The sequence below is a fragment of the Nocardiopsis sp. iso_237 genome (assembly GCF_056173345.1).
In genome coordinates this window covers 5,922,213-5,948,809 of sequence record NZ_CM149669.1, presented here as the reverse complement: position 1 = coordinate 5,948,809, position 26,597 = coordinate 5,922,213, and the positions used below count along the sequence as shown (strand labels likewise).

Sequence of the window (26,597 nt, the reverse complement as noted above, 5' to 3'; positions counted from 1 at the left end):
CGGACGAGTGTCCGTTCCCCGGACGCCGGACCGAGGAGGGCCCATGCCGATCCACCAACAACTCGTCGCGGAGCACGCGCCGACCGGGAGCTTCGACGACCAGCTCGCGGCGCGGCTGCTGGGCAACCGCGTCGTTCTCCTGGGAACGCAGGTCGACGAGGAGAGCGCCAACCGTGTCTGCGCCCAGCTGCTCCTGCTCGCGGACGAGGACCCGCACCGGGACATCACCCTGGCGATCAACAGCCCCGGGGGTGTGGTCTCCGCCGGGCTCGCCATCTACGACACGATGAACTTCGTCCCCAACGACGTGTCCACCCTCGTCATGGGGTTCGCCGCGAGCATGGGCCAGTTCCTCGCCTGCACCGGCGCCTCCGGCAAGCGGTACAGCCTGCCGCACGCGCGGATCATGATGCACCAGCCGTCCGGCGGTCTGGGCGGCACGGCGGCGGACATCGCCATCCAGGCGGAGAACCTCGCGCACACCAAGCGGACGATGATCGAGCTGATCGCGCGGCACAGCGGTCAGAGCGAGGAGACCATCACCGCCGACCAGCACCGGGACGCCTGGTTCACCGCCGAGGAGGCGCGCGACTACGGGTTCGTCGACCACGTGGTGGAGTCGATCGACCAGATGGAGGGCGTGATGCGCCTGGGTCGGGGCTCGACCGGCTTCGGAGCGCGGGGGGCCACCCGATGAGCGGGCGCTACACGGTACCGATGGTCGTCGAGCGGACCCCCAACGGAGAGCGTTCGTTCGACGTGTTCAGCAGGCTGCTGTCCGAGCGCATCGTCTTCCTGGGCACGCCGCTCGACGACGACGTGGCCAACGTGGTCATGGCGCAGATGCTCCACCTGGACTACGAGAGCCCTGACCTGGACATCCAGCTGTACATCAACTCACCGGGCGGCTCGAACACCGCGCTGACGGCCGTCTACGACACGATGAGCTTCGTCCGCGCGGACGTGGCCACGGTCTGCATGGGACAGGCCGCCTCCGCCGCGGCCGTGCTGCTCGCCGCCGGGGCCCCGGGCAAACGGGCGGCGCTGGAGCACGCCCGGGTCCTGCTGCACCAGCCGTCCACGGAGGGTCGGGGCGAGGCCGCCGACCTGGAGATCCAGGCCGCCGAGATCCTGCGGGTCCGGTCCCAGGTGGAGGAGATCCTGTCGCGGCACACCGGCCAGACCCAGGAGCGGCTGCGGGCCGACACCGACCGGGACAAGATCTTCACCGCGTGGCAGGCCCGGGAGTACGGCCTGGTGGACGAGGTCATCACCACCCGCGACCTGGCGCAGGTCGCTGCCTGAGTGAGCGCGGCCCCGGGTGCGCCCGGGGCCGTTCGCGGCTCGGACGCGGTGGTCAGGCCGCGAGCGACACCACGCCGGTCCGGCGGCCCGGCGCGGGCGTCTGGACGCGCATGCCCCCGAGCGTCGACCGGTTCCGGACGACCATGCCCGAACCCGTGCCGATGCTGTCGACGACGCGGGGCGACGCGGGCTGGGTGACGGCCCCGTACCGGGCGAGGAGGGTGCGCCGGTGGAGCTCACCGAGGACGTCGATGATGCTCAGGCCCAGTGAGCGGTAGATCGCGGCGAGGACCTCGGAGGAGGCCTCCTTGCGGCCGCGTTCGACCTCCGACAGGTAGGGCAGGGAGACCTGGGCGTCCTCGGCCACCTCGCGCAGGGTGCGGCCCTGCTCCACCCGGGTACGGCGCAGCAGGTCACCGATGAGGTCGCGCATCAGGGGCTCCGCGGGACGCGCCCGGGAGCGGTCGCCCTCGCGGGCCTCGTCCAGCGCGCGCAGGACGCCTTCGGACATCGGTGCCTCCCGTGTTGCCGTGTCCCGACCCTGCGAGCCTACGCCGCGCGAGCGCCGGAGCGGGAGGGGTCGCGGTGGCCTTCTGCGGACGGCAGAACCCCGGCGAAGCGGACTCCGCCCCGGGAGACGGGGGTCCCGGGCTCCGGTTCCCGGTGCGGCTCCTCCGGCCGAATTCCGAGGTGACCGGGTTCCCCGTGCCAGAGAGGGCCCTTGGTCCCGATGGGCTTGGGCAGGCCGTTCTGATGCACGTGCGAAGGAATGTGATTTCGCCTTTTCCTCTTTCCTGTGCAGTCTCTCCGAGAATGGTATCGCTCTGGCGAAGCGATGCCTACGCCACTGTTCCCACTCCTGGTCTCCTGTGTGTTTCTGCTGGTCAGGTGGCTCCTGTTGTAGATGTCCGAATCCATAATCCTGGAAATCCATAATTGCGGATGGCACTATGGTAGGGAGTTGGGTGGTGACAGGTTGGACATACAGCTTCTGGCCCAGAGTCCGCGGATACTGGTGGCGAACCGACCAGTGGAAACCGGAACCCCCAAGGAGAGCCTGATCCTCTCGATCCTGGCGGAATCCGCCGACCGGATCGTCTCCGCATCGACCCTGATCGAGTCCGTGTGGGGCCGGAACCCTCCCGAGACCGTGCGAGGAAGCCTGCATTCACACGTCAGCAGGGTGCGCCGCCGCCTGCGTGAGGCCGACGCGGACGCCACCATCGTCCAACGGGCCCACGGCTACCGGTTACGGACGGCCCGCGAGAACGTCGACTGGCACCGGGCGAGGGGATGGGCCGAGCAGGCGGGGCGGTTGACCCGTCAGGGCCGTCGCGCCGAGGCCGTCGAACTCCTGGACCGGGGCCTGGCGCTGTGGCGGGGCGAACCCCTCGCCGGGCTCGACGGCGCCTGGGCCGAGGGCGCGCGCCACCGCATGGCGGCCGACCGGGCACGGCTCCTCGCCCAGTGGTCCGAGTGCCAGCTCGAACTCGGAGCGTTCGACGAGGTCCTGGCGCGCTTGGAGGACCATCCCCCCGAGGAGAGGTTCGTCTACCTCCGCATGCGGGCACTGGCGGCCACGGGTCGTACCGCCGAGGCGATCAGCGAGTACAACGAGCTGCGCGACCGTCGCAGGCGTGAGGAGGGCGTGGAGCCCAACCGGGCGACCAGCGCCCTCTTCCAACAGTTGGTCGAGGGCGGGGAGGGCACCGCCTCCGCGCCCCCCGGAGACGGGCGACCGTTCCGGCGGAACGACCGGCCGGAGGTTCGGGACACCCTGCGTGCGGCCGCCCCGCTCTTCGTGGGCCGTGGCGAGGAGACGGACCTCCTGGTGGGGCGCGCCAGGGCGGCGGGGAGTTCGACGGTCGTGCAGGTGATCTCGGGCATGGGCGGGGTCGGGAAGACCTCCCTCGCCGCGCACGTGGCCCATCTGCTCAGGGACGAGTTCGACGTCCGGCTCCAGATCGAACTGCGCGGTGTCACCTCACAGCAGGCGCTGTTCAGCCTCTTGCTGATGACGGGGGTCCCGGGTGAGCGCATCCCCCGTGAGCCGGAGGCGCGCCTGGCCCTGTGGCACGAGCGGCTGATGGGCCGACGCGTCCTGTTGCTCCTGGACGACGCCAAGGGAGGGCAGGTGGGGCCCCTGATCCCCGGGACACCCCACAGCGTCGTGCTGGTGACGAGCAGGCAGATCCTGCTGGACGTGGAGGGGGCCCAGCGGATCAGGCTGGAATCGCTCGGCCAGGAGGAGGCGGTGCGGATGTTCTCGGCCTTCACCGGCCTCGCCCCGGAGACCGAGGGCATGGACCGGGCGGTGCGGCAGATGTGGAACCTTCCCCTCGCCCTGCGCGTGGGGTCGGGATACCTCCAGAGTCATCCCTCGTGGACTCCGGCGTACCTGGCGGACCAGATCGCGGACAGCGCTCGGGGCGTGACGAGGACCCTGATGCGCGGGGTGTCGACCGTGTTCGCCCTGTCCTACGACGAGCTCAGTCCTCGGGCCCAGCGCACCTTCCTGTGCCTCGGACTGCACCCCACGGCCCTGGTCTCCGACTACGCGGCGGCGGCCGCCGTCGGAGACTGGGACGAGATGGAGTCCGCCATCGAGGAACTGTTGGACCACCACCTCGTGGAGGAGGTCGCCCCCGGGCGCTTCCGGATGCACGACTCACTGCGGGACTTCGCCGCGCTGCGGTCCCGGATGGTGACGTCCGAAGGGGAGCGCCGGGCGATCGACGGCCGGATCCTCGACCACTACCTGGCCGCCCTGGACCACGCCGACCGGGTGGTCCAACCGGGTCGCTACCGGCTGTGGGACCTGCCGCCGTTCAGCTCGGCGCTGCCCCGGTTCCCGGGACCGAAGGAGGCCCACGCCTGGTTCACCGAGGTCTTTCCCACCATCGAGGCCGCTCTGGCCCACGCGCGACGCCACGGGTTCGTCGAGCACGCCGCCCGGATCCCTCTGGCGATGGCGGGGCTCCTGGGCAACGCGGGCCCCTGGGACCGTGCGGAGAGGTTCCTTGAGGACGCGGTGGGGGCGTGGCGTGAACTCGACTCGGCGACCGGTCTGGCGCACGCCCTCTACGAACTCGGGTGTGTGCGGGCCAACCTCGCGGATCCGGAGGCCGCGGACGGCCTGGAGACGGCCATCGCCTTCTGGACCCGGGAGGGGAACGACCTCGGGGTGGCCCATGCCCGGGTCCGGATGGGGACGTTGCGGGCCCGTGCGAGCGATGAGCCGGGGGCGATGGACCACTACCGCTTCGCCCTGTCCGAGTTCCGGCGCCTCGGTGACCGGTTCGGGCAGGTACGCGTCCTCACCCACATGGGCGGTCTCCACAACGAGACGGGGGACTTCGAGGCGGCCGAGGCCTCCTTCGAGGAGGCCCTGCCCCTCTGCCGATCGCTGGGCGACCGCCGGATGGAGGGCGCCGTCCTGATGGGCGTCGCCCGGACCGGTTTCGAACTGGGATACCACCGCAGGGCCCTGGAGTCCTGCCAACAGGCGCTGCGGATCTTCCAGGCACTGGGCGACCTCTACGGAGCCACGCAGGCGCGACTCAACCTGGGATCCATCGCCAACTACCTGTGTCGCTACCAGGAGGCGCTGGAGCACTTCCTGGCCGCCCGCGAGGGTTTCCGGGCGATGGGCGCCACGCCAGCCGAGCTCAACAACGAGAACGGCCTGGGCCTGGCCCTGCTGGAGCTGGGGCGGGTGGGCGAGGCGGAGGAGGTCCTGGCCAACGCGCTCCACCGGATCCGGACCTCGGGGATCGCGAGCCTCATCCCCCAGGTCCTGAACGTCCTGGGGGACGTTCACGTCGCCCAGGGACGCCTGTCGTCGGCGCGTATGAGGTACCAGGCGGCCCGGGAGGAGGCACGGGCGAACCTCTCGGTCCTGGACGAGGGACTGGCCTGGAACCGGCTGGGTGACCTGTGCCGTACGGAGGGGGACGAGGAGGCGGCCCTGACCAACTGGAGGCACGCGATACAGCTGCTCGAACCCCTGCGCACCCGCCATCTACCTCCCATAATGCTCAAGTTGGAAGCAAGCACCAGCTTCGGGATGCCGGGACACTGAAGCAAGATTTCTTCTTTACCCCTCAATTTCTCCACATCTTCTGCTTGGCGTCGGTAATCTACGGGCGTCCGTGACCGCAGTGTCCACTGCGGTCACTCTTGTTGCGGCCAGAACATCTGCTGTCGCCTTCGCGAAGATGGGATTTTCATCCGTGTCCGTTGTGGTTGTCCTGTTCGATTGCGCCGTTCGCCTCGATGCCGATGACGTCAAGTGGGGTGACGTCACCTCCCGGGTGGCGGTCGGCAAGGCGGAGGCACTCGACTCCGGGCTCCTCGACAGACGGCCATAGGAATCCCGCAAGGTTCCGCAAGGAAGTCGAAAGCGGTCCTCCAGGATTGGATCAGACATTTCGCCCAGAGTTGGTTCTGGTCAGACAGTGAAGATCAGAAGGAGCGAAATGAGCAGATCCTGGATGCGGGGTGACACCGGCCCGGTCTTCCCGCTGACGGTGCGCCCCGAGAGGACCGTCCTCGCGGTCGTCCACAGCCAACAGTCCGGCGACCGCCTCAGCGAGTTCATGGGGACTCTGCTGGAGAACGACCGTCGGGTCCAGGTGGTCTGGACCCTCGCACCCGGCTCACAGTTCGAGTCGAGCGGACGGGCGTTCCTGCACGGGTTGGACGCCGCGGTCCTGTCGTGGTCGGAGGCCACCTCCTTCGACTACGACCTGGCGGTCGCCGCCAACCACGGACTCCTGGAACAGGTCAGGGCGCCCGTGCTGGTGCTGCCGCACGGAACCGGCTTCTCCCGGCATCCGGCGCGCGGGAACGGCTACGGCCCGGCGGTCGCGCGGCCCGTGGGCGGTGCCGTCCCCGGTGCGCTCACCCGGTACGGGCGGCTGGTGCCCTCCGCCATCGGCGTGGCGCACGGTGCCCAGAGAGCGGCCCTCGTCTCCACCGTCCCGGAGACGGCGGAGATCATCCACGAGGTGGGTGACCCCTGCTACGACCGGGCCGTCGCCGCTCTCCCCGAACGGCGGTGGTTCCGGCGTGCGGCGGGGGTCGGGGAGGGCCAGAAGCTGGTGGTCGTCACCAGTACCTGGGGTCCCGCGGGCGTCTGGGGGCGCCATCCTGACCTCGTGGACCAGCTCGTGGACGAGATGCCGTGCGGGTACATGGCCGCCGTGATCCTGCACCCCGGGATCTGGTGGGGTCACGGCCCACGTCAGGTCCTGGGCTGGTTCTCCGAGGCCCGGCGTCGGGGGCTGCGCGTCCTCGCCCCGGGGTCGCCCTGGCTCGGGCTCCTGGTCGCCGCCGACGCGGTGGTCGGTGACCCCGGCTCCGTCACCGCCTACGCGGCGGGACTGGGGGCCGCCCCACTCCTGGCCGGGGGTGTCGCGGACATGGCCTCCGGCTCGACTCCGGAGCTCCTCCACCGGTTGGCCCACCACTACAGGGAGGGGGAGCCGATCTGGCCGCAGGTCGAGGACGCCGTCGGGCGGTGGGGGAGCGAGAACGCCTCGGCGGTGCACACCCGGCTGACCTCCGCTCCCGGGCGGTCCGCGGAGCTCCTTCGCCGCGTCATGTACCGGATCATGGACCTGCCCGAGCCCGCGGAGCCCGCCCGCCTCCAGCCGTTGCGTCGCCCGGTGTTCGTCTCCGAACGTCCCGGGTCGCGGGGAACCGGTGAGGGGAGGGTCGCGTGAGGAGCACACGAGAGCGGGTGATCCGCTGCCAGGTGGGCCTGGTGCGGGACGCCGGAGGTCCGAAGCCGTTCGACGATCACCTGACGGTCGTGCTGGCACCCGGTGTCCCCGCGCGTTGGCTGCACGTCGCCGACGTCGTCGACATCACGGACGCGGGCGGTGGGTGCGCCTTCGACGTCCTGGCCGCCCTGCCCGGCTCCCGGGCCGCCCTCGACCTTCGGCGGGGGGCGGCCGTGTACGTGCGCGGCTTCGCCGAACCGGTGCGACTCTCCGGACCCGTGATGGCGGGGGTGGTCGCCGCCCTCGCCTGCTCCTGGCCGGAGGCGTGGGGCGGGACCGGTGCGGTGGTCGCCGCGGCCAGGGACGGGGCGATCAGCGTGGTCGCGTGTACGGCGGCCGGTCCAACCTCGACCGCGTCCGTGCGGCTTCAGGGGAGGACAGCCCTGTATAGACGGGCAGCGCTTCTCTGAGCAGCTCGCCGGCCTCGTCGAACCGCCCCTCGGTCTCCGCGAGGTCAGCGAGCATGACCAGGGCACCGGCCCTCTCGGCCCGCGCCCCGACCTGATCGCTGAGCCGCAGGACCTCGACCAGGACCGCCCGGGCCCGATCCGGCTCGGCGGCGGCCATGTGTGTCCTGGCCAGCCCGGCCAGGACCCGGGTCCTGGCGTAGGGCTCCTCGGACTCGACGAAGAAGTCGAGGGCGCGCTCGAAGTAGTCGACGGCACCGACGTGGTCGTCGAGGTCCCGGCACACCTCACCGAGTCTTCGCAGCATCAGTGCGATCCCCCGGTTCCTGCCGAGCCTGGTGTGGATGGCGAGCGCGCTCTCGAAGTGGGGACGCGCCCTGGCGGGACGTCCCTGCGCGAGTTCGCACACTCCGCAGCCCTCCAACGACGACGCCGTTCCCAAGGCGTGATCGGCGGCCCTCCACAGTTCCAGGGCCTGGATCTGGAGTTCTCCGGCCTCCGCGGGTTCGTGGACGTTGAGACGCTGGATCGCCAGCATGGAGAGCATCCTGGCCTGGGCCCCGGGGTCGGAGAGCAGGCGCGCGGAGGCCAGGCCGTGCCGACCGACCTCCCGCCACACGAGCAGGTGTTTTCTCAGGATGAAGAAGCTGAGCAGCGCCTCACACAGCTGCCAGCACGTGGAGTGCCTGCCCGTCGACTCACAGAAACGCACGGTCGCGCGGAGGACCTCCAGCTCGGACTCCAGCCAGTCCAGAGCCTCGGACCTCGAACCGAACTCGCGTTCCGGTGGCCCGTCGAAGACGGGTGCGAGGTGCCAACGGCCGGGGTTCAGGGCGCGGTCGGCCGCGGCGGCGGTGGTGAGGTAGTACTCCAGGACCCGGTCCAGGGCCGCGTCGGACGAGGCCTGTGGCTCCTCCGCCTCAGCCAGGGCGCGGGCGTGCAACCGGACCAGGTCGTGCTGGCGGAACCTCCCTCCCGGGGCCTCCTCCAGGAGATTGGCCGCGACCAGGTCGGTGAGCAGGTCCTCGGCTTCGGTGGGTGCGCGGTCGAGCAGCGCGGAGGCGGCCTCGGGGGTGACGTCCCGTCCGGGGAGGAGACCGAGCAGGCGGTACAGGCGTCGCGCGGGCTCGGGTAACAGGTGGTAGGAGGTGGTGAAGACGGTGTCCACTGACAGCTCCCGGTCGCGGTTGAGCCCGGCGAGGCGGTCCTCCTCGCTGCTCAACCTGGACACCAGCCGACTCAGGGGTTGGTGCGGCCGCAGCGCCAGGCTGCTCACGGCGGCCTTCAGGGCGAGCGGGAGGCGGCCGCACAGGGACACCAGGCGGCGGGCGGACACGGGTTCGGAGCGGGCCCGGTCGTCGCCCAGCATGCGGGACACCAGATCCACGGCCTCCGCCTCACCGAGCGGCCGGACGTCCAGCACGGTCGATCCGTCCAGTCCGAGGCCGGACAGGCGCAACCTGGTGGTCACGATGAGCAGGTGGGCACCCTGGCCCGGAGTGAGGGCGCGGACCTGTGCCGCGGACACGGCGTTGTCGAGCAGGACCGCGATCCGCTGTCCGTGGGTGTGGCTGCGAAAGGCCGCCGCGCGGGCGGAGAACTCGTGTGGGATCGAGGCGGGATCCGCGCCCAGGGCCCGTAGGAACACGTCCAGGACGTCGGAGGGGTCGGCCGGTCCCTCCTGGGTGAAACCGAGCAGGTCGGCGTAGAGGGCTCCGTCCGGGAAGGACGTCCCGACGTCGCCCAGGAAACGCGTGGCCAGGGCGGTCTTGCCCACTCCACCGGTCCCGGTCAGCACGACGGTCCGGCCGCTGCCGTCACGGGTGACGTCGTGGAGCAGGTCCTCCAGGTGCTGGAACTCGGGCTCCCGGTTGGTGAACAGCCGTGGCGGGACCGGGAGCTGTCGGGGTACGGGTGAGCGGGGACCGCCGTGCAGGGTCACCGGACCCCGGACGGTGCCGACCTGGACCACCGTGCCGCTCACGTGACGGGCGGACGACACCGTCCCCGGGGGGTGTTCCGTCTCTGGGCGCTCATCGTCAGGAGGGGGCATGAGGGGACCTCTCTCGACGTCGACAGAGGGAGTTCTGCCCCCTGGCGGTCCGTGTACACACGGATGGCAGTACGTGGCCGCCCAGAGTTCAAAGTGCACAATGCGGGGCAAAAGCTTTGTCTGGTCCGGTGTCCACGGCTCGCGGAGCGGGAACGGGGAGAACGCGTCTACCTGGGGAGGGACTCGTGGAGATCACTGGAATCATCACCGCGATCATTGTTGGTCTGATCATCGGTGCGCTCGGACGTCTCATTGTTCCCGGAAAGCAGCACCTGCCCATCTGGCTGACCCTGCTCCTGGGCATCGTCGCCGCCTTCATCGGCGGCTGGATCGCGAGCCTCTTCACCGGGTTCTGGTTGTTCGTGCTGATCGTTCAGGTCCTGGTCGCCGCAGGCATCGTGTACCTCGCCGACGGCATGTACTCCAGGAACAACACCAGTACGGCCTGATCCGCCGCACGACGACTCAGCCCGGGGCCACCGGACGCGTTCCGGTGGCCCCGGGAACGCGCACCGTTCTTCCCGCGCTCGCGGACTCCTCCGCGGCGGCGAGGACGGCCACGACGTCCCGGCCGAACCGCACGTCACACGGGTCACCGGGGCAGTCGCGCAGCTGCGCCAACAGGCGGTCGACGGCCGAGCCGAAGGCCTCGACCGCGTTCCGGTCCCCGCCCGGGACCGCCCGCCACCCGTGCTCGCCGTAGAGGTCGACGGAGAAGGCCCCCGCCTCCGGTGCGGCGTCGAGGGTCACCGAGAGGGAGCCCACCGCCCCGCCCCGGTGCCGCGTGAGCACGTGCACGCTGTTCCGGGGACCCGTGACCGCCGTGACCTCCTCGACCGGTCCCAGGACGGGCAGCACCACCGAGAGCACGTGCGGCCCCACGTCCCACAGGCCTCCCCGTTCCCGGCGCCAGGGTGAGGCCCCGTACGGGTTGCCCGGCTGGAAGATCGACGCGAAGAGGGTCGCCCGCACCCCGTCCCAGCCGCCGTCGTCGGCGGCGCGGGCCAGGAAGTCGTTCACCGAATCGGAGAAGCGGCTGGTGAAGAAGACCACGGAGGCCAGGCCGCGCGCCCGTGTCTCGGCCACGATCGCGTCGGCCGCCCCGACGGACAGGGCGAGCGGCTTGTCCAGCAGCAGGTGTTTCCCGGCCCGGGCCGCGCGCAGGGCCAGGTCGCCCTGGACGTCCGGGGGGAGGGCGATCGCGACGGCGTCGACGTCGCCGAGGAGCGCGTCCACGTCCTCGTAGGGCCGTGCGCCCAGTCCCTCGGCCAGCTCCGCCGCCTTCGCCGGGTCACGCCCCCACACCCCGACCAGGGTCACCTCCGGGTGCGCGGCCAACGCCGCGCCGTGGGTCGCGGTGGCCCAGAAGCCCGTGCCCAACAGTCCGAACCGCACTCCCATGGGACCCTCCGGCGTCAGTGGTCTTGCCGTGCACCAGCAACCCTCGCCCACGGGAACGCCCTCGGCAAGACCCGGGGCGCGGGGCCCGGTCCTCCGCAGCACCTGGCGCCCCAGCGACGTGGCCAGGTCCGGACGCGCGGTCCGGAGTCCCGTTCTGCGTCCTCCCTGGTGGCCCGGGCTTTCCCTCGCGTCGGTCCACTGTTCGGGGCCCGGAGCGGCCCGTGAAACTCCTGGTGGATTCCTCCGGTCTCGACCATCATGGGCACCCGAGCACCGGGCGCGGTTCGGCCAGCGGAGACGTCGGCGGCGTGGTGACCGCCCGGTGTGCGTGTTCGCCACGAAGGGGGCCAACCCGTGGACACCGATCAGAAGAAGGACACTCCTCAGAACACCGTCCTGCTCGACGTCGAGGGGCCGGAGGAGGCCAACGCCTGGATGCGCACCAACATGGACTCCCTGCGGGCCTGCGCGCGATGGGCCGAGCACGAGTCCGGGACGGTCGACGGCCGTACCGACCTCCTCGAAGCGAGCCTGCGCGCGGCCCGGGCTCTCGGTGACACCGGGTTGGAGGCCTGGGTCCGCCACCTCCTGGGCCTGGTCCTGCTCGACGCGGGGGACCTGGTGGGCGCCGACCGTGAGTTCGTCGCCTCCCTCATGCTGGCCGAGGCCGAGGGAGACGACCGGGCGCGCGCCGCGTCCCTGGAGGGCCGGGGCGTCGTCGCCCAGCGGGACCGGCGCGACCAGGAGGCACTGGACCTGTTCGACCTGGTCGAACCGCTCCGGAACCCGGAGGGTCGACCGGGCGGGGCGGCGGTACTGGACCTGCTGCGCGGACGGTCGCTGGTGACCCTGGGCCGCTTCGACCACGCCCTGGAGCGGCTGGACGCGGCTCGGGGGGTCTTCGCCGCCCCTCCGGCGGACGAGGTCAACCTCGCCAGGGTGCGCCTGGAACGGGGGCGCGCGCTCAACGGCAAGCGCCGCGGCGGGGAGGCCCGGGGCGAACTGGAGCTCTCCCTGGCGGGTTTCGAGGCCGGGGGCCACACCGTGCAGATGGCCCGGGTGCGTGAGGCGCTGGCCGGTGTGACCCAGTTGGCCGGGGAGCGGAACTGGATGGACCACCTGGTGGAGGCCGAACGGCTCTACCGCGAGGTCGGCAGCGAGACCGAGGCGCGGCGTATCCGGACCTTCCTTCCCTAGATCGTGCTCTGTGGATCGTTCCTCCCGCCCGTCGCCGCCACCCCCAACGGACTCCTGCGGCGCCGCGTCCCCGCGTTGCCACCAGACTGCCTTCGGCCGCGCCGATGAGGCTCGGACAGCCAACCCCGGGCGGGCCCCGCTGTGCGAGGCTGCGGAGCTCGCGTGGCAGCGCACAGTAGGGGCGAGTCCGCTCGCACCGGTGACGGCTCCGCCGCCACCGGGGAAGCATCCGAAGCACACTCCCTAGCCCAGGCGGCGGGCTCCGGCGGAGGGCAGGGCGGTGAACACCACCGGTTCGGTGTGGCCGCGCTCGGCGAAGGCCGCCCGTACCGCCTTGCCGCAGTCCGCCTCGGCCCCGGACTCCACCAGGGCGATGACACAGCCGCCGAAACCGCCGCCGGTGATCCGGGCCCCCAGCGCACCGGAGGAGAGCGTGGCGGTGACCGCCGTGTCCACCTCGGGCACGCTCACCTCGAAGTCGTCCCGGAGGGAGGCGTGTGAGGCGGTGAACAGAGGGCCCGCCTCACGTGGCCGCCCGGCCCGGAAGAGCGCCGCCGTCTCCAGGACCCGCGCGTTCTCGGTGACCACGTGCCGCACCCGGCGGCGGACCACGGGGTCGGGCAGCGCGGCCAGCGCCGGCGCCAGACCCCCGAGGGAGACGTCGCGCAGCGCCCGCACCCCCAGGGTCCGGGCGGCCTCCTCACAGGCGCGCCGCCGCTCGCCGTAGGCGCCCTCGACCAGTCGACGCGGCGCCCGGGTGTCCACCACCAGCAGCGACAACCCGTGGGCGGCCGGGTCGAACGGCACCTGCTCGGTCTCCAGGGAACGGCAGTCCAGGAAGAGCGCCCGACCCTCGTCGGCCAGCATGACCGCGGACTGGTCCATGATCCCGCAGGGCATCCCGACGAAGTCGTTCTCCGCCCGCTGGGCCAGCCGCGCCACCTCCGCCGGAGCGGGCTCCGACCCGTGCAGACCGGTGGCGGCCAGGATCGTCGCGCAGCACACCGCCGCCGAGGTGGACAGCCCCGTCCCGGTGGGGATGCCGCTCTCCACCATCAGGTCCAGTCCGCCGATCGGGTGCCCCTCGTCGGCCAACGCCCACAGCGCGCCCGCCTGGTAGGCGGCCCAGCCGGGCACCGTACCGGGGGAGAGGTCGGCCAGCCGTGCCTCGAAGACGTCGGGGAACTCCCGTGAACGCAGCCGCACCCGGGCGTCCGGGCGGCGCGCGGCGGCCACGGTCAGTGCGTGGGGCAGGGCGATGGGGAGCGCGAAGCCGTCGTTGTAGTCGGTGTGCTCACCGATGAGGTTGATCCGTCCCGGTGCGGTCCACACTCCTTCGGGATCCGCGCCGAACGCCTCCCGGAACCCCGTCGCGGCGCTCACCGGGAGGACTCCCCGGCGCGGGCGGACTCCCACGCGTGCGCCACGATCTCGTCGAGCCCGCGGGTGGGTTCCCACCCCAGCTCCTGGCGGGCCCGGTCGACGGCAGCGACCAGTACCGCCGGGTCACCGTCCCTCCGGGGCCCCTCCACCACCGGAACCGGGTGTCCCGTGACCCGCCGCACGGCGGCCAGGACCTCGCGCACCGAGGAACCGCCGCCACCGCCCAGGTTGAACACCCGGTGGGAGCCGGGCGCCGCGTGCTCCAGTGCCGCAAGGTGGGCGTCGGCGAGGTCGGCCACGTGCAGGTAGTCGCGGACGGCGGTGCCGTCCGGGGTGGGGTAGTCGGTACCGAAGACCGAGGCGTGCGGGACCTTCCCGGAGGCCACCCGGAGCAGGTTCGGGATGAGGTGGGTCTCGGGCTCGTGCCGTTCACCGAACCCCAGGTGGGCCCCGGCGACGTTGAAGTAGCGCAGGCTCACCGCGCCCAGCCCGTGTGCCCGTGTCCACCCGGCCAGCATGTGGTCCACGGCGAGCTTGCTCGCGCCGTAGGGGTTGGTGGGCAGTGCCGGGTCGGTCTCGCGCAGCGGCGCGTCCGTGGGCGGGTCGCCGTAGGTGGCGGCGGTGGAGGAGAAGACCAGACGGCGCACCCCGTGGGTCCGCGCGGCCTCCAGCAGGGCCAGGGTGCCGCCCACGTTGGTGTCCCAGTACGGCCCCGGGTCCCGGACGGACTCGCTGACCAGGGACTTCGCGGCCAGGTGCACGACCCCGTCGAAGGACGGGTCGAGCACGTCGGCGGCGGTGCGCAGGTCCCCCTCGACCAGGGTCGCCTCCGGGGCGACCGCGTCCCGGTGCCCCGTGGAGAGGTCGTCGAGCACGGTGACCCCGTGCCCGGCCCCGGTCAGGAGGGCGGTGACGACGCTGCCCACGTATCCGGCTCCGCCGGTGACGAGGAGTTTCACGGATCAGACCTCTCGGAGTCGTCGGGCCGTGGTCTCGGGGGCCACGTCGTTGCTGAACACACCCGCGCCGGACTCGGTCCCGGCCAGGTACTTGAGTCTGCCCGGGGCGCGGCGCACGGAGAACAGTTCGAGGCGCAGCCGGGCCAGCCCGCGCGCCTCCGGGTCGTGGGCGGGCGCCTGGTGCCAGGCGGAGACGTAGGGCAGCGGGGTGTCGTACAGCCGGTCCGCGCGGCCGAGGAGGTCGGCGTAGAGCTCCGCGAGGGCGGTGCGCTCGCCGTCGTCCAGGGCGGGCAGGTCGGGCACGGCCCGATGGGGGTAGACGTGGACCTCCACGGGCCAGCGGGCCGCCTCGGGGACGAAGGCGGTCCAGTGTTCGTTGCGCAGCACCACGCGGGGACCCGCGCTCTCGGCGGCCAGGATGTCGGAGAACAGGTCCCCGCCGGTGGCGGCGCGGTGCCGACGGGCCGAGTCGAGGTCGCGTTCGGCCCGGGGCGTGACGAAGGGCAGCGCGTAGATCTGCCCGTGCGGGTGGTGCAGGGTCACCCCGATCTCCCGGCCCCGGTTCTCGAAGACGTACACGTGGGCCACCCCGGGCCGGGCGGACAGCTCCTCGGTGCGGTCGGCCCAGGCGTCGACGACGGTGCGCACGCGCCGGGGCCCGAGCGCGGCGAGCGAGGTGTCGTGGTCGGAGGAGAAGCAGACCACCTCACAGCGGCCCTCGGGCCCGCTCAGGGCGGGGAAGCGGTTCTCGAAGACCGCGACGTCGTAGGAGGCGGAGGGCACCTCGGAGCGGTGGTCACCCCGGGAGGGACAGAGCGGGCACTCGTCGCTGGGCGGCAGGTGGGTGCGGTCCTGGCGGTGCGCGGCGATGACCACCCACTCGCGCCGGAGCGGGTCCCAGCGCAGCTCGGAGCCGGAGGCGGTGGGCGGCAGGTCGCGCCGGTCCGGGACCTCCTCGCGGGCGCCGTCCTCCTCGTCGTAGTAGATGATCTCGCGGCCGTCGGCCAGTCGCGCGGCGGTCTTCCTCATCCGTCCTCCCCGGTGACGTCGGTGACCACGAGACGGCCCACGCGGTCCTGGAGGGTCTCACGTGCGGCGCCGGAGATCCGGTCGTCGGTGACGAGCACGTCGCAGCGGTCCAACGGGGCGATGGTGCTGAGTCCGACCGTGCCCCACTTGGTGTGGTCGGCGGCGACCACCAGGGTCCCGGCCGCCTCCACCAGGGCCCGGTTGGTCTCGGCCTCCATCAGGTTGGGCGTGGTGAACCCGGCCCGGTCGTGGATGCCGTGCACGCCCAGAACCAGGGTGTCCAGGTTGATCCCGCGCACGGAGGCCAGGGCGATCGGGCCCACGAGCGCGTCCGAGGGGGTGCGGAACCCGCCGGTGAGCGCCACGGTCTGGTCGGTGCGCGCGGAGCGGTAGAGGACCTCGGCCACGTGGACCGAGTTGGTGACGACGGTCAGCCCTGGGGTCTCCCGCAGGTGCTCCGCGACCAGGGCGGTGGTGGTCCCGGCGGACAGCCCCACGGCGCTGTGCGGCTCGACCAGCGCGGCGACGGCCCGGGCGATCGCGTGCTTCTCGTCGGACTGGAGCGTGGACTTCGCCTCGAACCCGGGTTCCGCGGTCCGGGCGCCCTCGGCGGCGACGGCCCCGCCGTGCACCTTGACCAGCGTCCCCCGGTGCTCCAGGGCGTCGAGGTCGCGTCGGATGGTCATGTCGGACACCTCGAAGGCCTCGACCAGCTCGGTCACGCGGACTCCGCCGTCCCGTCGGACCTGTTCGAGGATCAGCTCCCGCCGTTGCGCGGCCAGCATCGGCCCTCCGGTGATCGGAAATGTGTGAACGTGTTTGTTTACGGTGCCCTGTGATCGTGTTCACTGTCAACGGTGCGGGTCGAACTGAAGGATTCTATTGGTTTCTGTCTGGAGGGCGCGTTCGGTTCGGCTCGACCGCGCGGACCGAGGTCAGGTCCGGTCTCGGCCTCGCGGAGAGGCGCGGCCCGCATCCTCGGCCACCGGGCACGCGTGGGTGCACCTCCGGAACGCTCGGCTCACCGGCGGTGCCCGCATCCTCCACCTCCGGCTCACCCGAACCCGACCGGGCCGAGAGTGCCGGGGCGGTCTCAGTGAAGCCCGGCTCACCCGCGCCCGGACCCGACCCATGGATCGGGGATCCGTCAGGACACCGGTTCCTCGTGGGGCTCCTCCGGTCTGGCTCCGGACCGCCGGAGGGAGCCGCGCGCGGGCCCGGCGGGCCGGTACGAGGTGAGCTGGACCAGCAGCACCGCGCCGATCGCGGCGAGGGCGCCCAGGCCCTGGACGGGGGTGAGGGTCTCGTCGAGCACGAGGAACCCCAGGAGGGTCGCGGTGAGCGGGCTGGCGAAGGACAGGAAGGACGCGGCCAGGGCGGGCAGCCGCTCCAGCCCCCGGAACCAGATCACGTAGGAGAGCAGCGCCCCGACCAGCCCCAGGTACCCGTACCCGGCCAGGTTGGCGGCGCTGAGGCTCGCGGGCAGCCCCTCCAGGAGCAGGGTGGGGGGCAGCAGGACGAGCCCTCCCGCGGTGAGCTGCCAGCCGGTGGCCCCCAGCAGGCTCACCCCCTGGGGGCGCCCCCAGCGTTTGGTGAGCACGAGACCGGTACCCATGGAGACGGCGGCGGCCAGCCCGGCCAGGACCCCCACGGGGTTCAGGGCGGCCTCCGGCCCCACCACGAGCAGGCCCACGCCGGACGTGCCGAGCAGGCAGGCGAGGAGGTGCGTCAGCCGGAGACGGTCACCCAGCAGGAGGGCGGCCAGGAGCATGACGATCACCGGTTGGACCGCCATCACCAGGGCGGCGACCCCGCCGGGCAACAGGTAGGCGGCCACGTAGAGGAGATAGAGGAAGGCGCCGATGTTGAGGGATCCCAGGACCAGTGAACGCCACCACCACACCCCCGAGGGCAGCGCCCGGGCGAACAGCACCAGGAGGAGCCCGGCGGGCAGGGCGCGCAGGAGCGCGGCCAGCAGGGGGCGGTCGGGTGGGAGGAGTTCGGTGGTGACCAGGTAGGTGCTGCCCCACACCATGGGTGCCAGGGCGGTGACCAGTGAGTCGCCGAGCATGCGCCCGCGCCCGCCGGTCGCCGTGACGGGGGGTGCCATCGGCCGACCCTTCGATGTCGAAGTGTTCGATGCCGAAAGATTACGCGAAGGGTGCGGGGGAGGTCAAGACCGCGGCGCTATGATCGCCGGATGAACGACGCCGTCGACCTCTTCCTCGCCCAGTGGGCCCGCGAACGGCCCGACATCGACGCCTCCCCGATGGGGGTGATCGGTCGGATGAACCGCTTGCAGCAGCTGCTGGGGAGGAGGGTCTCCGACCTCCTGGCCGAGTACGACCTGGAGCGCTGGGAGTTCGACGTGCTGGCCACGCTGCGGCGGTCCGGGGAGCCGTACCAGCTGACGGCCAAGGACCTGGTCCGGATGATGATGGTGGGATCGGCCGCCATGACGAACCGGGTCGACCGCCTCGTGCGCAAGGAGCTGGTGCACCGCCAGGTCGACCCGGCGAGCAGGCGCCGTGTCCTGGTCACCCTCACCGACAAGGGCCGGGAGCTGGTGGACGGCGCGGTGGCCGGACACGTGGACAACGAGGCGCGCCTGCTCGACGGCCTGAGCGGGGAGGAGCAGGAACGTCTCGCCGCCCTGCTGCGCACGCTGCTGCTCTCCCTGGGCGACACCGCCCCCGAGGTGCCGTGAGCCCGCGGACGTGACAAGGGGGAGGTCCCGTGCGGGACCTCCCCCTGTGTCTGTGGTGCGACCCGGGCGAACCTAGTCGCGTTCGGGCTTGTGGTCCGGTGTCAGGGCGTCCTTGACCTTCTCGCCCGCCTGCTTGAGCTTGGACTTGGTCTGTTCGGCCTTGCCCTCGGCCTGCCACTGCTCGTTGCCGGTGGCCTTGCCGACGCCCTCCTTGGCCTTGCCCTTGAACTCGTCGAACTTGTTCTCGGCCTTGTCGCTCTCGGACATGCGAGCCTCCTTCGATCGGATTCACCCACAGCCCTGTCCGATTCAGCCGGAATCAATCATGATCGGGGCGACGCATGTGGCGGGAGTGACCGAGGACACCCTCTGGGACTCAGGACTGGGCGGGCGAGACCGGCACGACGGAGGCGAAGGGCGCGTGGGTGGTCAGCCGCTGGGAGATGCCCTCGCGCACCATGGCCTTGGCGGTGCGCACGGCGTCGCCGACCTCGGCGCCCTTGGCCAGCTCGGCGGTGATCGCGGCGGCGAAGGTGCAGCCCGCCCCGCTCACACGCTCCTCACCGATCTTCGGGGCGCTCAGGACGGTGACCTCCTCACCGTCGAAGTAGACGTCGACGGCGTCGGGGCCGGGCAGCTCCGTGCCGCCCTTGACGACCACGTGCCGGGGGCCGAGCTCGCGGATGCGGCGGGCCGCCTCGACGAGGTCCTCGACGGTCTCGATCGACTCCATCCCCGCGAGGGTGCGGGCCTCGAAGTGGTTCGGGGTGATGACGGTGGCCAGCGGCAGGATCTGCGCGGTCAGGGCCTTGTCGGTGTCCAGGGCCGCGCCGGGCTCCTGACCCTTGCAGATGAGGACCGGGTCGAGGACCACGTGCCGCCACGTCTGGCGCTGGAGGGCCTTGGAGACCACGTCGATGGTGTCGGGGGTGCCGAGCATGCCGATCTTGACGACGTCGAGGTCGTGGCAGGTGGTGGCGGCCTCGATCTGGTCGGAGATGACGCCCGGGTCGACCGGGACGAACCGGTGGCCCCAGCCGTTCTCGGGGTCGAAGGAGACGATGCAGGTGATCGTCCCCATGCCGTAGACGCCCAGTTCCTGGAAGGCCTTGAGGTCAGCCTGGATACCGGCTCCGCCGGTGGCCTCCGACCCTGCGATCACGTACGCGCGGTTGGTCATCGCCAACCTCCCTCTAACTTGCTGTGCAGATGCGCGGTGTCGGGGCCCTCGCGGGTCACGAACCCACTGGTTATTGCATCACAACTGCCCATTTCCGGCATAACGTTCACGGTGTGGTTCTCGGGACACCCGGCCCGGACGGGGGCGCGCGTGCCTCATCCGTGGGCGAGCAGGGCGTCCGTGGTGTCGTAGCCGCTCGCGTAGGCGCCGTCCACGGTGTTCTCACCGGTGGTCGGTTCTCCCGCGAAGTACAGCACGCCCTCCAGCGGCCGGGCGAGGGCGTCCGGTGCGTCGTGCGCGCCCGGAGGGACGAAGAGGTAGGCGCCCCGGCTGAACTCGTCGGCCGCCCAGTCGTGCGTGGTCCGCGCGACCGGTGCGGGCGGCCGCTCCCCGAGCGCTTCGGACAGCGCCGCCAGCCCCGCGTCGAACCGCTCGTCCAGCGGCAGTTCCAGGAGCTCCCGGGCGGGCTCTCCCGCGGCCCAGGCCACCACCACCTCGGGGGAGTTCCGGGACAGGCACCAGAACACGAAACCGGTGTCCTCGTCCCAGCCGAGGGCGTCCTCGTCGGCGGGGAAGACCGCGCGGTCGAACTCGTACACGAGCTTGAGGGCGTCGGTGCGGTCCAGTGCCTCGACCGCGTCCCGGTGGCCGGACGGCAGCGCCGGCTCGAAGACGACGTCGCCCGCCTTGAGGACCCCGATCGGCAGGGTCACCACGCACCGGTCCGCGCGTACCGCGAGGTCGCCCTCGGGCGCGGCCACGTGCAGTTCCACGCCGCGTCCCGACCACCGCACGCGGCGCACCGCGTGCTCCAGCCGTACGTCCAGGCCGTGGGAGAGCGGCGGCAGGAGGCCGTCGTAGCCGCCGACCACCCGGAAGTTGTCCCGGGGGACGGACCACCAGTCGAAGATCCCGTACTCGTGCATCCACACGGCGCTCCACCGCTCCAGCGACTCGTTGTCGATGGCCACCGGGGGCCACCGGTCCTCGGGTACGCCCATCCGGCGCAGGTACGCGGCGGCGTCCTCGTCGGCGCGGGGCGCCCCGGGGGTCGGGACGGGGGCGGAGACCCCCTCCCCGGCGCGCATCCGGACGGTCTCGGCCCCGGCCTCCGCCACGAGTTCCCAGGTGTGGGCCTCCCGGCCGTGGATCAGCCCGGCGCCCAGCTCGACGGGGACGGAGCTGAAGGAGTGGTCGGTGTACAGCTGGCCGCCGATCCGGTCACGGGCCTCCAGGACGACCACGGAGAGGCCGTGGTCAGCGAGGTTGCGTGCCGCGGACAGTCCGGTGACCCCGGCACCGATCACCGCGACGTCCCAGCGTTCCCTGGCCGCGTGGACCGAGGCGCCCAGCAGGGCGGTGCCGCCCAGGAGCGCACCCCCGCCGAACAGCAGGGACCTCCGGCTCACCGCTGGTCGCGGTGTGCCCTCCGCGCCCCGCCCGTCCGCTCCCACGTCGCCTCCCACTCGCCCGGCCTCGGCTCCCGGTCGCGGGACGCCGTCACCGCATTATCGGGCGGAACCGGACACGGCGCTCACGTGAGCCTCCGGAGCCGGGGGTGGCCGGATGCGGCCACCGCTTGCGAAAATAAAAATATGTTCCTAATATTTTTATATGCCACGTACCGCTGACCACGACGAGAGAAGGCGCCAGGTCACCGAGGCCCTGCTGCGCACCATCGCCCGGAAGGGCCTGGCCGCGACCACCTTCGCGGACGTCGCCGACGAGCTCGGGGGGTCCGTGGGGCTGGTCCAGCGCTACTTCCGCAGCAAGTCCGACCTCCTGCGCTTCGGTGTCGAGCACCTCTACGAGCGCGGCAAGGAGAGGATCGAGGCGGTGGAGCGGGTCGCGCCCGTCCGCGACCTCATGTTCCGGATCGCGCACACCCTCCTGCCCATGGACGAGGAACGGCGCATGGAGCTGACCGTCTGGCTGGAGTTCCTGCCCAACGCCGTCCGCGAACCCGAGATGGCCGAGCTGCACCGGACCACCACACGCCAGCTGGTCGACGGACTCGCGGAGGGCCTGGCCGCCGCGCAGCGCCTGGGCGAGCTCTCCGCCGACCTCGACCCCCACACCGAGGCCGCCGCCCTGGTGGCCCTGGCCGACGGGCTCAGCATGCACCAGCTCGCCACCCCGGACCTGTTCGACGACGCCACCGCCGAGCGCCTGCTCCGGCGGCACTTCGACCGCCTCTTCGCGGCGCCAACGGAGGACGCCTGACATGACCGGAGACGACACCGCGCTCCAAAGGACCCCACCCGGCGGACGCGCCGCCAGCGGTCGGCTGCCCCTGCTGGACGTCCTGCGGGGCGTCGCCATCCTCGGCACCCTCGCCACCAACGTGTGGCTGTTCGCGGGGCCCGGCGGCGACGCCGCGATCCTGTACGGCTCAGGCGAACTGAACCCGTTCACGCCGTTCCACACCGACCCCTCCGCCGCGACCCTGGCGGAGGGAGTCTTCCGTACCGTCGCCAACGGCAAGTTCCTCGCCCTGCTCACACTGCTGTTCGGCGCCGGCCTGGCCATCCAGTTCCAGTCGGCCGCCCGACGGGGCGCGCGCTGGCCGGGGCCCTACCGGTGGCGGGCCCTGTTCCTGTTCGTCGAGGGAACGGTGCACTTCACGCTGGTCTTCGCGGGTGACGTGCTCATGGGGTACGCGGCGGTCGCCCTCCTGGTCGCCTGGCTGCTCACCCGCTCGGAGCGTGCCCGGAACAGGGTCATGTGGGTGTCCGTCTCCCTGCACGTGGCCCTGATGGGCCTGGTCACGGCGGCGCTCGTGACGGAGCCCGGGGGGTCCTCGTCCGTGCCGCCCGAGGCGGTCGAGCTCTACGCCCACGGCTCCTACTGGGACCAGGTCGCCTTCCGCCTGGACAACTTCCTGGGGCTGCGCCTCGAACCCGTCTTCACCTTCGGCCTGATGGTGTTCATGTTCCTGCTGGGGGTGCGGCTCCTCCGGGCCGGTGCCTTCGCGGACGACGCCGTCGGGAGAAGCGTCCGCACCCGTCTGCTCGTCTGGGGGCTCGGCCTCGGCGTCCCGCTCACGGTGGTCACCGCCCTGGCCGGACCGGACTGGCTCCTCATGGACCGCTACGTGGTGGCGCCGCTGGTCGCCGTGGGCCTGATCGGACTGATCGGCCGCCTGCTGGACCGCACGAACGGTACCGGGCCCGTGGTCGCGGGGGTCTCCGCCCTCGGCCGGATGGCGATGACCGGCTACGTGGCCCAGAACGTCGTCCTCATGTTCGTCTGTTACGGCTTCGGCCTCGGGCTGGCCGAGCGGATGGCGGACACGGGCCGGTGGTGGGTGCTGGTCCTGTGGGCCGTGGTGTCGCTGGTACTGGTGGTGTCGTCCCTGCTGTGGCTGCGCGGCTTCCGTCAGGGGCCGCTGGAGGCCCTCCAGAAGAAGGTCCTGTCACGGGCCCGTTAGCTTCCGGGGCACCAGCCTCCGGGAGTCCGCCAGACCCACCGCCGTCCGAGGTGCCGAAGGGCCGCCAGCCTCATCTCGCGCACCGCCCCCGCTTCGGTCTCTCACCGGATGTCCGCCGCGCACGCTAGTGTCCGGCGCGTGCAGAACACACCTACCCTCCACGATCTCCTCAACGACGCCGCGATCCTCTCCCTGGAGCACCAGCTCCACATGGAGACGGTCGTCGGGAACTCCCACTGGAACGTGGACCTGGCCGAGCCCAGGTTCGAGTTCTCCGGTGAGTCGGAGCTGGTCTGCGACCGGTTCCACCTGCTGGGCAGCGCCGCCCCGGGCCCCGGGTCCTGGATGTGGGCCTGGGCCAACCCGTCCGGCTTCTCCCCCGAGGTCACCGAGCTCGCCGCGACCGTGCGCGACCTCGGCCGCAGGTACGGCATCGCCGAGCTGGCCGAGCCGGAGGTGCCCTTCGGCGCCCTGCCCGGCTCCCCGGAGATGCCGCACCAGGTCCTGTCGCTGCTCACCGACGCCGCCAAGGTCCTCACCGGACGCTGGTCCGCCTACAACGGCCCGGTCGGCGGTGGTACGCGCGCCGGCTTCCTCCTCGAACACCCGGGCTTCCTGCTCCCCGCGCCCACAGCGCTCCACGTCATCAGCGTCATCCAGCAGGCCGTGTCCGGAGTCCCCTCCATCACGGACCACCGCAGGGCCGCCCACAGCTACGCCCGACTGCGCGGGCTCGACCCCCGGTTCTCCGCCGACGGCCGGATCCTCGTCCTCGGGGCCTTCGGGATCGAGCTGGAGTTCGACGAGCGGAACCGGCTCGTCAGGGCCGAGGGCACCCTCACCCCGGGCTCGGTCTGACAGAACGGTCAACTCTGCTCCCTCGCGTCCTGAGGCCCCGGCCCTGTGTCAACGCCCAGGGCCGGGGCCTCAGCCCTGGGGGAACTGGCCGGGACGGCGTCCCTGGCCTGGGCCGCCCGCGTAGGTCTGGCCCACCTCCAGCCACTCCCGGGCGGCGGGACCCTCGGCGGTCAGCGACGTGTCGGCGGGGTGGCGACGGCGGGTCAGGACCAGGCAGAACTGTTCGGCGTCGCCGCGCACCACGTCCTCGGCCCCGTCCGGGCCCATCCTCCACAGGCCGCCGTCCGGGGCGGTGAGCTCCACGCGGACCTCCGTGTCCGGCGCGGGCAGCCCACGGGCCAGGTAGCTGTAGGACCGGGTGCGCAGGGCGAGGTGGACGACGTGGCGCAGGCGGTCGGTGGGCTGGCGGATCGTGCCCAGCGCGTCCACGACGTCCTGGCCGTGGGCCCAGGTCTCCATCAGCCGCGCGGTCGCCTTGGAGGGCACGCTCATCGGAGGCCCGAACCAGGGCACCCGCGTCCCGGCGGGGGCGTCGAGGAGGGCGGCCCGGAGCGCCGCCGAGGCCTCACACCAGCGGCTGAGCAGGACACCCGGGGGCAGGGCGGCCAGCGGGGCGGCGGCCGTGTCCACGTACCCCTCCGGGTCGGCCAGGGCCGCCTCGACCATCGCCGCGAACCCGTCCGGGTCGGTGACGGCGGTCAGCGCGGACTCGTCGAAGAAGGCCAGGTGGGCGACCTGGTCAGCGATGCTCCAGCCGGGGGAGGGGGTCGGCCGGGACCAGTCGGCGGGGTCGGTGCCCCGGAGGAGGGCGGCCAGTTCGTCCTGTTCGGATCGCAGGTCCTCGACGAGTGCGGCGGTGTCGACCACGGGGGCTCCTCACGGGGCCGCCGGTCCTCCGACTCCCCAGATGTTGACTGACTTGTCATGTTCCGCGCACCATAACAAAGTGTGAGCTGGATCTCCCAGGGGTCCGGCCGAACCCCTCCGCGACACGGATTGCGAGTGTGCGTACATGACCGCGACCGACACCCCCCGGGCCGACCGGTGGAACACCCCCGAACGCGCCGCGCTCCGGGAGACCGTGCGGACCTTCGCGGCCAAGGAGATCCTTCCCCACGTCGAACAGTGGGAGGACGAGGGCGAACTGCCCCGGGACCTGCACCGCGCGGCCGGTCGGCTCGGGCTGCTCGGCCTCGGCCAGCCCGCGTCCGTGGGCGGTGAGGGGGAGATGCTCGACCAGTTGGTCGTCTCCGAGGAGGCGGTCCTGTCCGGGGTGCCCACCGGGGTACTGGCCTCGCTGTTCACCCACACCATCGCCCTGCCCGCCCTGGTCGAGGACGGTCGTGAACACCTGGTGCGCGACTACGTCCGCCCCGCGCTGGCCGGAGAACTGGTCTGCTCGCTGGGCATCACCGAACCCGACGCCGGTTCGGACGTGGCCCACCTGCGCACGAGGGCGGTCCGTGACGGCGACGCGTGGGTGCTCAACGGCGCGAAGACCTTCATCACCTCCGGGTACCGGGCCGACTTCGTGACCGTGGCGGCCCGCACCTCCGGCACCGGGCACGACGGCATCTCGCTGTTCGTCGTGGACCGCGGTACCCCCGGGTTCACCGCCGCCCGCAAGCTGGACAAGATGGGCTGGCGCTCCTCGGACACCGCCGAGCTCTCCCTGACGGACGTCCGGGTCCCCGCCGACCACCTCGTCGGCGGCGTGGACCAGGGCTTCCTCCAGATCATGCGCCAGTTCGCCAGCGAGAGGATCGGCCTGTCCGTGCAGGCCTGCGCCACGGCGCGCCGCTGCGTGGACCTGTCCGTCGCGTGGGTGCGGGAGCGCGAGGCCTTCGGCGGCCCGCTGTCCCGCCGCCAGGTCCTGCGGCACCGGCTGGTGGAGATGCACCGCCGCACCGAGGTCGCCACCGCCTACGTGCGGGGGATAGCGGAGCGGCTCCAGGACGGCGAACCGCTGATCTCCGAGGTGGCGATGGCCAAGAACACCGCGACCGAGGCCATGGACTACGTGGTGGACAACGCCGTCCAGCTGCACGGCGGCATGGGATTCATGCGCGGCACCGAGGTGGAGCGCCACTACCGGGACGCCCGGGTGTTCAGCATCGGCGGCGGCACCTACGAGATCATGAACGAGGTCATCGCGAAGTTCCTCCCCCTGCGGTGACCGAGGGGGACGAGGGGTGCCAGTGGGAAAACAGACGCTGACCGGGCGACCGCCCACGGAACGCGGGCGGCGCAAGCGGGGCGCCCTCGTCCAGGCGGCCCGTGAGGAGTTCGAGGAACGCGGGTTCGAGGAGACCAGGATCGCCCAGATCACCGGCCGTGCCGGGATCGCCTACGGGAGCTTCTACACCTACTTCGACTCCAAGGACGAGGTCTTCCACGAGGTCGCCAAGGGGGTGGCCGGGGAGATGTTCGACGCCGCCCGCTCCGCCGCGCCCCCGGGGACCGACCCCGTGGACCGGATCCGGCACGCCACCGTCCGCTTCCTGGCCGCCTACCGGGACAACGCGCGGATCATGCAGGTCATCGAGCAGATCTCACCGCGCCACCCGGACTTTCGGACCCTCTTCCTGGAGATCCGGGGGCTCTTCGTGGAGCGCATCAGCTCGGGGACCCGCCGCCTCCAGGAGGAGGGGCTGGCCTCGGCCGACATCGACGTGGAGGCCACCGCGAGCATGCTCGGCGGCATGGTGGAGCACACCGCCCGGATGCTGTTCCTGTACGGCGAGGAGCACGACCCCGACGTGGTCGTGGAGACCGCCACCCGCCTCTGGGCGCGCGGCATCGGCCTGGAGTACGAGCCACCCGCCAAGGGGCCGCGGGAACCAGGGTTCGGGTGACCGATCGTGCGGGTCGGGACTGTCGGCGGCCACACACGCACGGGGAT

General features: G+C 72.0%; 25 protein-coding genes. 13 read left to right on the top strand and 12 right to left on the bottom strand.

Annotation, left to right across the window (positions count from 1 at the left end; translation table 11 throughout):
• Positions 1-43 precede the first annotated feature (43 nt).
• Positions 44-697 (top strand): ClpP family protease, encoded by a 654-nt coding sequence (locus tag AC0VYM_RS26760; protein WP_475456680.1) that lies wholly within the window; start codon positions 44-46, stop codon positions 695-697.
• Complete coding sequence (locus AC0VYM_RS26755) at positions 694-1,305, top strand: ATP-dependent Clp protease proteolytic subunit (protein ID WP_475456678.1); 612 nt, start codon at positions 694-696, stop codon at positions 1,303-1,305. The genes AC0VYM_RS26760 and AC0VYM_RS26755 overlap by 4 nt, the downstream gene beginning before the upstream one ends.
• 52 nt (positions 1,306-1,357) lie before the next feature.
• Here AC0VYM_RS26755 and AC0VYM_RS26750 read toward each other — a convergent pair whose 3' ends face one another.
• Positions 1,358-1,816 (bottom strand): helix-turn-helix domain-containing protein, encoded by a 459-nt coding sequence (locus AC0VYM_RS26750; protein WP_475456676.1) that lies wholly within the window; start codon positions 1,814-1,816, stop codon positions 1,358-1,360.
• Positions 1,817-2,320: 504 nt separating this feature from the next.
• Between AC0VYM_RS26750 and AC0VYM_RS26745 the strand changes: the two genes are divergently transcribed.
• The 3 genes from AC0VYM_RS26745 to AC0VYM_RS26735 all read left to right on the top strand — a co-directional run bounded on the left by AC0VYM_RS26745 (position 2,321) and on the right by AC0VYM_RS26735 (position 7,501).
• Complete coding sequence (locus tag AC0VYM_RS26745; protein ID WP_475456674.1) at positions 2,321-5,386, top strand: AfsR/SARP family transcriptional regulator; 3,066 nt, start codon at positions 2,321-2,323, stop codon at positions 5,384-5,386.
• A 397-nt stretch (positions 5,387-5,783) separates the two neighbouring features.
• A complete protein-coding gene (locus tag AC0VYM_RS26740) occupies positions 5,784-7,031 on the top strand; it encodes a hypothetical protein (protein ID WP_475456672.1) in 1,248 nt (415 codons plus the stop codon).
• Positions 7,028-7,501 (top strand): hypothetical protein, encoded by a 474-nt coding sequence (locus AC0VYM_RS26735; RefSeq protein WP_475456670.1) that lies wholly within the window; start codon positions 7,028-7,030, stop codon positions 7,499-7,501. The genes AC0VYM_RS26740 and AC0VYM_RS26735 overlap by 4 nt, the downstream gene beginning before the upstream one ends.
• Here the strand turns inward: AC0VYM_RS26735 and AC0VYM_RS26730 are convergent.
• Positions 7,404-9,482, bottom strand: a complete 2,079-nt coding sequence (locus AC0VYM_RS26730; protein WP_475456668.1) for a tetratricopeptide repeat protein — start codon at positions 9,480-9,482, stop codon at positions 7,404-7,406. The two genes, AC0VYM_RS26735 and AC0VYM_RS26730, sit on opposite strands and share 98 nt — an antisense overlap.
• A 254-nt stretch (positions 9,483-9,736) precedes the next feature.
• Here AC0VYM_RS26730 and AC0VYM_RS26725 point away from each other — a divergent pair, with 254 nt between their 5' ends.
• Positions 9,737-10,000: a GlsB/YeaQ/YmgE family stress response membrane protein gene (locus AC0VYM_RS26725; protein ID WP_475456666.1), complete on the top strand. Its 264-nt coding sequence runs from the start codon at positions 9,737-9,739 to the stop codon at positions 9,998-10,000.
• Between the two features lie 16 nt (positions 10,001-10,016).
• On the opposite strand, the gene AC0VYM_RS26720 is transcribed toward AC0VYM_RS26725, so the two are convergent.
• On the bottom strand, positions 10,017-10,952 hold the full coding sequence (locus AC0VYM_RS26720) for a Gfo/Idh/MocA family protein (protein WP_475456664.1): 936 nt from the start codon (positions 10,950-10,952) through the stop codon (positions 10,017-10,019).
• A 354-nt stretch (positions 10,953-11,306) separates the two neighbouring features.
• Here AC0VYM_RS26720 and AC0VYM_RS26715 point away from each other — a divergent pair, with 354 nt between their 5' ends.
• Positions 11,307-12,149: a hypothetical protein gene (locus tag AC0VYM_RS26715; protein ID WP_475456662.1), complete on the top strand. Its 843-nt coding sequence runs from the start codon at positions 11,307-11,309 to the stop codon at positions 12,147-12,149.
• A 243-nt stretch (positions 12,150-12,392) separates the two neighbouring features.
• Here the strand turns inward: AC0VYM_RS26715 and galK are convergent, their stop codons facing one another.
• The 5 genes from galK to AC0VYM_RS26690 form a co-directional block, all read right to left on the bottom strand.
• On the bottom strand, positions 12,393-13,532 hold the full coding sequence (galK, locus tag AC0VYM_RS26710) for a galactokinase (protein WP_475456660.1): 1,140 nt from the start codon (positions 13,530-13,532) through the stop codon (positions 12,393-12,395).
• Positions 13,529-14,491 carry a UDP-glucose 4-epimerase GalE gene (gene galE, locus AC0VYM_RS26705; protein ID WP_475456658.1) on the bottom strand — a complete coding sequence of 321 codons (963 nt, stop codon included), beginning with the start codon at positions 14,489-14,491 and terminating at the stop codon, positions 13,529-13,531. The genes galK and galE overlap by 4 nt, the downstream gene beginning before the upstream one ends.
• Before the next feature lie 3 nt (positions 14,492-14,494).
• Complete coding sequence (galT, locus tag AC0VYM_RS26700) at positions 14,495-15,520, bottom strand: galactose-1-phosphate uridylyltransferase (RefSeq protein ID WP_475456656.1); 1,026 nt, start codon at positions 15,518-15,520, stop codon at positions 14,495-14,497.
• Positions 15,517-16,305, bottom strand: coding sequence for a DeoR/GlpR family DNA-binding transcription regulator (locus tag AC0VYM_RS26695; protein WP_475456654.1), 789 nt, complete (start codon positions 16,303-16,305; stop codon positions 15,517-15,519). The genes galT and AC0VYM_RS26695 overlap by 4 nt, the downstream gene beginning before the upstream one ends.
• Positions 16,306-16,667: 362 nt before the next feature.
• A complete protein-coding gene (locus AC0VYM_RS26690; protein WP_475456652.1) occupies positions 16,668-17,630 on the bottom strand; it encodes an EamA family transporter in 963 nt (320 codons plus the stop codon).
• 90 nt (positions 17,631-17,720) lie between these two features.
• Between AC0VYM_RS26690 and AC0VYM_RS26685 the strand changes: the two genes are divergently transcribed.
• Positions 17,721-18,227, top strand: a complete 507-nt coding sequence (locus AC0VYM_RS26685) for a MarR family winged helix-turn-helix transcriptional regulator (protein ID WP_475456650.1) — start codon at positions 17,721-17,723, stop codon at positions 18,225-18,227.
• Positions 18,228-18,299: 72 nt separating this feature from the next.
• Here AC0VYM_RS26685 and AC0VYM_RS26680 read toward each other — a convergent pair whose 3' ends face one another.
• The 3 genes from AC0VYM_RS26680 to AC0VYM_RS26670 form a co-directional block, all read right to left on the bottom strand.
• On the bottom strand, positions 18,300-18,494 hold the full coding sequence (locus AC0VYM_RS26680) for a CsbD family protein (RefSeq protein WP_475456648.1): 195 nt from the start codon (positions 18,492-18,494) through the stop codon (positions 18,300-18,302).
• A 109-nt stretch (positions 18,495-18,603) separates the two neighbouring features.
• On the bottom strand, positions 18,604-19,407 hold the full coding sequence (gene thiD / locus AC0VYM_RS26675) for a bifunctional hydroxymethylpyrimidine kinase/phosphomethylpyrimidine kinase (RefSeq protein ID WP_475456646.1): 804 nt from the start codon (positions 19,405-19,407) through the stop codon (positions 18,604-18,606).
• A 155-nt stretch (positions 19,408-19,562) separates the two neighbouring features.
• Entirely contained in the window at positions 19,563-20,861 is a 1,299-nt protein-coding gene (locus AC0VYM_RS26670) for a flavin monoamine oxidase family protein (RefSeq protein WP_475456644.1), read from the bottom strand.
• Positions 20,862-21,021: 160 nt separating this feature from the next.
• Between AC0VYM_RS26670 and AC0VYM_RS26665 the strand changes: the two genes are divergently transcribed.
• The 3 genes from AC0VYM_RS26665 to AC0VYM_RS26655 all read left to right on the top strand — a co-directional run bounded on the left by AC0VYM_RS26665 (position 21,022) and on the right by AC0VYM_RS26655 (position 23,695).
• On the top strand, positions 21,022-21,630 hold the full coding sequence (locus AC0VYM_RS26665) for a TetR/AcrR family transcriptional regulator (RefSeq protein WP_475456642.1): 609 nt from the start codon (positions 21,022-21,024) through the stop codon (positions 21,628-21,630).
• Between the two features lies 1 nt (position 21,631).
• Entirely contained in the window at positions 21,632-22,837 is a 1,206-nt protein-coding gene (locus AC0VYM_RS26660) for a DUF418 domain-containing protein (RefSeq protein WP_475456640.1), read from the top strand.
• Between the two features lie 138 nt (positions 22,838-22,975).
• Positions 22,976-23,695 (top strand): DUF6882 domain-containing protein, encoded by a 720-nt coding sequence (locus tag AC0VYM_RS26655; RefSeq protein WP_475456638.1) that lies wholly within the window; start codon positions 22,976-22,978, stop codon positions 23,693-23,695.
• Between the two features lie 69 nt (positions 23,696-23,764).
• Here the strand turns inward: AC0VYM_RS26655 and AC0VYM_RS26650 are convergent, their stop codons facing one another.
• On the bottom strand, positions 23,765-24,562 hold the full coding sequence (locus AC0VYM_RS26650; protein WP_475456636.1) for a TIGR03084 family metal-binding protein: 798 nt from the start codon (positions 24,560-24,562) through the stop codon (positions 23,765-23,767).
• A 145-nt stretch (positions 24,563-24,707) separates the two neighbouring features.
• On the opposite strand from AC0VYM_RS26650, the gene AC0VYM_RS26645 reads away from it, so the two are divergent.
• Together AC0VYM_RS26645 and AC0VYM_RS26640 are read left to right on the top strand one after the other, a co-directional pair.
• Complete coding sequence (locus tag AC0VYM_RS26645; protein ID WP_475456634.1) at positions 24,708-25,871, top strand: acyl-CoA dehydrogenase family protein; 1,164 nt, start codon at positions 24,708-24,710, stop codon at positions 25,869-25,871.
• A gap of 22 nt (positions 25,872-25,893) precedes the next feature.
• On the top strand, positions 25,894-26,550 hold the full coding sequence (locus AC0VYM_RS26640; protein ID WP_475456632.1) for a TetR/AcrR family transcriptional regulator: 657 nt from the start codon (positions 25,894-25,896) through the stop codon (positions 26,548-26,550).
• Positions 26,551-26,597: the final 47 nt, after the last annotated feature.

What these genes read in the sequence shown, in the direction of transcription:
- AC0VYM_RS26750 (WP_475456676.1), bottom strand. Translation starts at nt 1,816, where the DNA reads ATGTCCGAAGGCGTCCTGCGCGCGCTGGACGAGGCCCGCGAGGGCGAC.
- AC0VYM_RS26760 (WP_475456680.1), top strand. Translation starts at nt 44, where the DNA reads ATGCCGATCCACCAACAACTCGTCGCGGAGCACGCGCCGACCGGGAGC.
- AC0VYM_RS26665 (WP_475456642.1), top strand. Translation starts at nt 21,022, where the DNA reads ATGCCACGTACCGCTGACCACGACGAGAGAAGGCGCCAGGTCACCGAG.
- AC0VYM_RS26755 (WP_475456678.1), top strand. Translation starts at nt 694, where the DNA reads ATGAGCGGGCGCTACACGGTACCGATGGTCGTCGAGCGGACCCCCAAC.
- AC0VYM_RS26695 (WP_475456654.1), bottom strand. Translation starts at nt 16,305, where the DNA reads ATGCTGGCCGCGCAACGGCGGGAGCTGATCCTCGAACAGGTCCGACGG.
- AC0VYM_RS26740 (WP_475456672.1), top strand. Translation starts at nt 5,784, where the DNA reads ATGAGCAGATCCTGGATGCGGGGTGACACCGGCCCGGTCTTCCCGCTG.
- thiD (WP_475456646.1), bottom strand. Translation starts at nt 19,407, where the DNA reads ATGACCAACCGCGCGTACGTGATCGCAGGGTCGGAGGCCACCGGCGGA.
- AC0VYM_RS26690 (WP_475456652.1), bottom strand. Translation starts at nt 17,630, where the DNA reads ATGGCACCCCCCGTCACGGCGACCGGCGGGCGCGGGCGCATGCTCGGC.
- AC0VYM_RS26645 (WP_475456634.1), top strand. Translation starts at nt 24,708, where the DNA reads ATGACCGCGACCGACACCCCCCGGGCCGACCGGTGGAACACCCCCGAA.
- AC0VYM_RS26720 (WP_475456664.1), bottom strand. Translation starts at nt 10,952, where the DNA reads ATGGGAGTGCGGTTCGGACTGTTGGGCACGGGCTTCTGGGCCACCGCG.
- AC0VYM_RS26680 (WP_475456648.1), bottom strand. Translation starts at nt 18,494, where the DNA reads ATGTCCGAGAGCGACAAGGCCGAGAACAAGTTCGACGAGTTCAAGGGC.
- AC0VYM_RS26685 (WP_475456650.1), top strand. Translation starts at nt 17,721, where the DNA reads ATGAACGACGCCGTCGACCTCTTCCTCGCCCAGTGGGCCCGCGAACGG.
- galT (WP_475456656.1), bottom strand. Translation starts at nt 15,520, where the DNA reads ATGAGGAAGACCGCCGCGCGACTGGCCGACGGCCGCGAGATCATCTAC.
- AC0VYM_RS26660 (WP_475456640.1), top strand. Translation starts at nt 21,632, where the DNA reads ATGACCGGAGACGACACCGCGCTCCAAAGGACCCCACCCGGCGGACGC.